The organism is Stenotrophomonas sp. HMWF023 (assembly GCF_003060985.1).
Lineage (GTDB): Bacteria > Pseudomonadota > Gammaproteobacteria > Xanthomonadales > Xanthomonadaceae > Stenotrophomonas > Stenotrophomonas lactitubi.
Window position 1 is genome coordinate 617 of sequence record NZ_QAIJ01000175.1, and the last position, 4306, is coordinate 4922.

Below are 4306 nucleotides of genomic sequence, written 5' to 3' on the forward strand. Positions count from 1 at the left end.
CCGCCGAACACAGCCGACAGCGGTTCGGCGCGCAGCAGCTCGGCGCGCGCGCCATCGGCCAGCACGCGGCCGTCGCGCAGCAGCACCACCCGCTCGATCTCGGGAATCACTTCCTCGATGTGGTGGGTGACCAGCACCAGGGTGATGCCCTGCTGCGCAAGCACGCGCATGGTGGCGATCAACTGCTGGCGGGCCACCAGGTCCAGCCCGGTGGAGGGTTCATCCAGCAGCAGCGCCTGCGGCCGGTTGACCAGCGCGCGGGCGATCAGCACGCGGCGGGTCTCGCCGGCCGACAGTTCGGCGTAGGCACGCTCACGCAGGCCCGACGCACCGGTCATCGCCAGGGTCTCGCCCACCCGCACGCGCATGTCGGCGGTGACCTCGCGGAAGGCCGGCACCATGTAACTGGCGAAGAACCCCGACAGCACTGCCTGCTCCACCGTCAGCCCCGGCATGTCGGCCAGGTTGCTGCTGAGGTCGCCGGTGACGATGCCCAGCTGCGAACGCAGCCGGTCGACCTGCCAGCGGTTCTGCCCGAGCACCTTCACCGCGACCGTGCCGTCGGCCTGCGCCAGCGGATACAGCTCGCGGGTGATCAGCTTGATGAAGGTGGACTTGCCACAGCCATTGGGGCCGAGCAGGGCGGTGTGCTGGCCCTGCGCGATGCGCAGGCTCAGCCCGTGCAGGACCTTCACCTGGCCGCGCATCACGCTGGCGCGGTCCAGTTCGATCAAGGGCGGCAGGTCCCCGGCGGATGGGGCAGGGTCTACGGCGCGGATGCGCGGATCAAGGCTCGACAACACGGGTCCCCAACTGTGAACGAAGCCACGGAATGGCGCTGCCAATCCAGCGGTGCAAGGTGCAGTTTGCAACGCAAGCGCCCATGATGTCTTCCATACCTGTGTCGCTCTGGAGAGTCGCCATGCCTGATGCCCTGATGTCCCTGCTGACCGGTGGCGTGCTGGGCCTGGGCTGGTGGCAGCTGGCCCTGGTGCTGCTGGTCTTCACCCAGCTCACGATCTTCTCGGTCACCCTCTACCTGCACCGCAGCCAGGCGCACCGGGGCGTGGATTTCCATCCGGTGGTCGCGCACTTCTTCCGCTTCTGGACCTGGCTGACCACCTCGATGATCACCAAGGAGTGGGTGGCGATCCATCGCAAGCACCACGCCAAGGTGGAAACCGAGGACGACCCGCACAGCCCGGTCACCCGTGGCATCGGCCAGGTGTTCTGGCGCGGCGTGGAGCTGTACCGCGAAGCACGCGGCATGCGCGAGGACATCGAACAGTACGGCCGCGGCACGCCGGACGACGCGATCGAGCGCCGCCTGTACACCCCCTATGCCACCTTCGGCCCGGTGCTGCTGTTTGCGGTCAACAGCGTGCTGTTCGGCCTGCCGGGCATCGCCCTGTGGGCGATCCAGATGGCCTGGATCCCGTTCTGGGCCGCCGGCGTGGTCAATGGCCTGGGCCACTGGTGGGGCTACCGCAACTACGAGTCGGCCGACACCTCCACCAACCTGACGCCATGGGCGTTCTGGATTGGCGGCGAGGAACTGCACAACAACCACCATGCGTTCCCCAGCTCGGCGCGCTTTGCGATGCGGCGCTGGGAGTTCGACATCGGCTGGAGCGCGATCCGCCTGCTGCAGGCTCTGCGCCTTGCCAAGGTACTGCGGGTGGCGCCGGCCATGGACGTGCGCCCGAACATCGCCGTGCCCGACGCCGATACCCTGAAAGCCCTGTTGTCGCATCGCTTCCAGGCGATGACCGACTACCAGCGCAACGTGTTCATGCCGGCATTGCGCGAAGAAGCGCGATACGCGGGTGCCAAGCTGCGTCGGTTGCTGCCGCGCAGGCTGCGCCGTGGCCTGGTCAACGACGGCCGCTGGCTGAAGCCGGACAGCCGCGCGCAGCTCAGCGAATGGGTCGCCCAGCGCCCGCGCATCCGCACCCTGGTGGAATACCGCGCGCGTCTGGCAACGCTGCTGGAAGCGCGTGGCCACGATGCCGCCGAGCGCCTGCGTCAACTGCAGGCCTGGTGCCGCGAGGCCGAGGAAAGCGGCATTGCCGCGCTGCAGGCCTATGCCGCGCGACTGAAGGGTTACACCCTGGTGGGCGGATGAGGGCTGCGCTGACGGTGTTGTTGCTGGTCGCAGTGTGGGCGCCTGCCGTGCAGGCCCAGGTCAACGACACCGCCAGCTACCTGCAGCGCATGGACAGCGACGGCGACGGCAAGGTCAGTGAAGCCGAGTACCTGCAGTGGATGCTGTACGCCTTCGATCGCATGGATCGCAACGGCGATGGCGTGCTGAGCGCCGATGAGCTGCCCGGCGGCAAGGGCAGGGCCATTACCCGCGAACAGCAGCGGCAGACGATCATGCAGCGCTTCCACAAGCAGGACGCCAACGGCGATGGGTTCCTGGATGCGCGCGAACTGGCTGCACCACCACGCTGAGCGGGCATAGAATCGTCCCATGCCCGAACTGCCCGAAGTAGAAACCACCCGCCGCGGCCTGGCGCCGCACCTGCAGGGCCGCCGCGTGCATGGGGTGATCCTGCGCCGCGCCGACCTGCGCTGGCCGATCCCGCCGGAGGTGGCCGAGCTGCTGCCCGGCCAGCGCATCAAAGACGTGCGCCGCCGCGCCAAGTACCTGCTGCTGGATACCGCCATCGGCAGCGCCGTGCTGCACCTGGGCATGTCCGGCAGCCTGCGCGTGCTGCCCGGCGACACCCCGCTGCGCGCCCACGACCATGTGGACATCAGCCTGGACAACGGTCGCCTGCTGCGTTTCAACGACCCGCGCCGTTTCGGCAGCCTGCTCTGGCAGCCGGCCGGCGAGATCCATCCGTTGCTGCAGGGGCTGGGCCCGGAACCGCTGGATGAAGCCTTCGACGGCGACTACCTGTTCGCCCGCAGCCGGGGCCGCAGCGCGCCGGTGAAGACCTTCCTGATGGACCAGGCGGTGGTGGTCGGCGTGGGCAACATCTACGCGGCCGAAAGCCTGTTCAAGGCCGGCATCAGCCCGCTGCGCGAAGCTGGCAAGGTCACCCGCGAGCGCTACCGGCGGCTGGCCACGGCAGTGAAGGAAACGCTGGACTACGCGATCACCCGTGGTGGCACCACCCTGCGTGATTTCATCAGCCCTGATGGTGCGCCCGGTTACTTCGAGCAGGAACTGCTGGTGTACGGCCGCGATGGTCTGCCGTGCCCCAGCTGTGGCCGCCCACTCAAGCACGCGATGATCGGCCAGCGGGCCAGCGTGTGGTGCAGCCGCTGCCAGCGCTGAACGTCTTCATGCGCTGCACGCGCGCAGCGCTATAGTCCAGTCAACATCCGCTGCGGGGAGCGTTGGCGATGGACGAAGGCCCGGATATCACCGTCTGGCTGGATGCTGCGCGTGGCGGTGACCGTGCCGCGCTCGACCGCGTGCTGACCACCCTGTACCAGGAGCTGCACAGCATGGCCCGGCGGCAGTTGGCCGGGCAGCAGGGCCGCACCCTGGATGCGACCTCGCTGGTCCACGAGTCCTACCTGAAGCTGCTGGGCAGCCGCGGTGCGGCACGCTTCGAGGACCGTGCGCACTTCTTCGCCTATGCGGCGTCGGCGATGCGCAGCGTGGTCGTCGATTACGCGCGCAACCGCTTGGCGCGCAAGCGCGGTGGCGACCTCAAGCGGGTGGCCGAGATTCCCGAGAACAGCAGCAGCGGCGTGCGCCTGGACGAGGACCTGCTGGCCCTCGATGTTGCGTTGGAACGCCTGCAGGCCGTCGATGCGCACCTGGCCAAGGTCGTGGAGCTGCGCTACTTCGCGGGCCTGTCCGAGCTGGAGATCGCCGAGCTGAGCCAGCGCTCGGAACGCAGCATCCGCCGTGACTGGCAGAAAGCGCGGCTGTTCCTGCTGGCCGCGATGCGCAGCGACTGACACCAGCCCGAACACGCCGATGGACGCCGCCCGCTGGCAGCAATTGTCGTCCTGGCTGGACCAGCTGCTGGAGCTGGCACCCGCCGCCCGCCAGCTGCGCCTGCAGCGCTTGAGCGCGCAGGACCCGACGCTGGGCCGCGAGCTGGAACACCTGCTGCAGCAGGAAGCCGACAGCCACGAGTTCATGGCCCAGCCGCTGTGGACCGCCACACCGCCGGGCCGCGCCGGAAGCGAGGTCGGCCCCTATCGGCTGCTGCACCCGCTCGGCGAAGGTGGCATGGGCGAAGTCTGGCTGGCCGAGCGCTGCGACGGCCTGTACCAGCGCCAGGTTGCACTGAAGCTGCTGCGCAGCGGCGTCGCCGATCCCGGCCTGCGCCAACGC

The 4306-nt window shown here is 68.8% G+C and carries 5 protein-coding genes and 1 pseudogene; 5 read left to right on the plus strand and 1 reads right to left on the minus strand.

Features of this window, described 5'->3' with window-relative positions; translation table 11 throughout:
* Positions 1–707, minus strand: a 707-nt coding sequence (locus DBR20_RS09430) for an ATP-binding cassette domain-containing protein (protein ID WP_258223272.1), incomplete at its 3' end; no start/stop codon positions are given.
* A gap of 215 nt (positions 708–922) precedes the next feature.
* Between DBR20_RS09430 and DBR20_RS09435 the strand changes: the two genes are divergently transcribed.
* The 5 genes and pseudogenes from DBR20_RS09435 to DBR20_RS22335 form a co-directional block, all read left to right on the plus strand.
* Positions 923–2125 carry a fatty acid desaturase gene (locus DBR20_RS09435; RefSeq protein ID WP_108265994.1) on the plus strand — a complete coding sequence of 401 codons (1203 nt, stop codon included), beginning with the start codon at positions 923–925 and terminating at the stop codon, positions 2123–2125.
* Complete coding sequence (locus tag DBR20_RS09440; RefSeq protein WP_108265995.1) at positions 2122–2457, plus strand: EF-hand domain-containing protein; 336 nt, start codon at positions 2122–2124, stop codon at positions 2455–2457. Before DBR20_RS09435 ends, DBR20_RS09440 begins: the two co-directional genes overlap by 4 nt.
* Positions 2458–2476: 19 nt before the next feature.
* Positions 2477–3289, plus strand: coding sequence for a bifunctional DNA-formamidopyrimidine glycosylase/DNA-(apurinic or apyrimidinic site) lyase (gene mutM, locus DBR20_RS09445; protein ID WP_108265996.1), 813 nt, complete (start codon positions 2477–2479; stop codon positions 3287–3289).
* A gap of 68 nt (positions 3290–3357) precedes the next feature.
* On the plus strand, positions 3358–3924 hold the full coding sequence (locus DBR20_RS09450) for an ECF-type sigma factor (RefSeq protein WP_025875449.1): 567 nt from the start codon (positions 3358–3360) through the stop codon (positions 3922–3924).
* Positions 3925–3943: 19 nt separating this feature from the next.
* A pseudogene (locus DBR20_RS22335) lies at positions 3944–4306 on the plus strand (hypothetical protein); the annotation flags it as partial.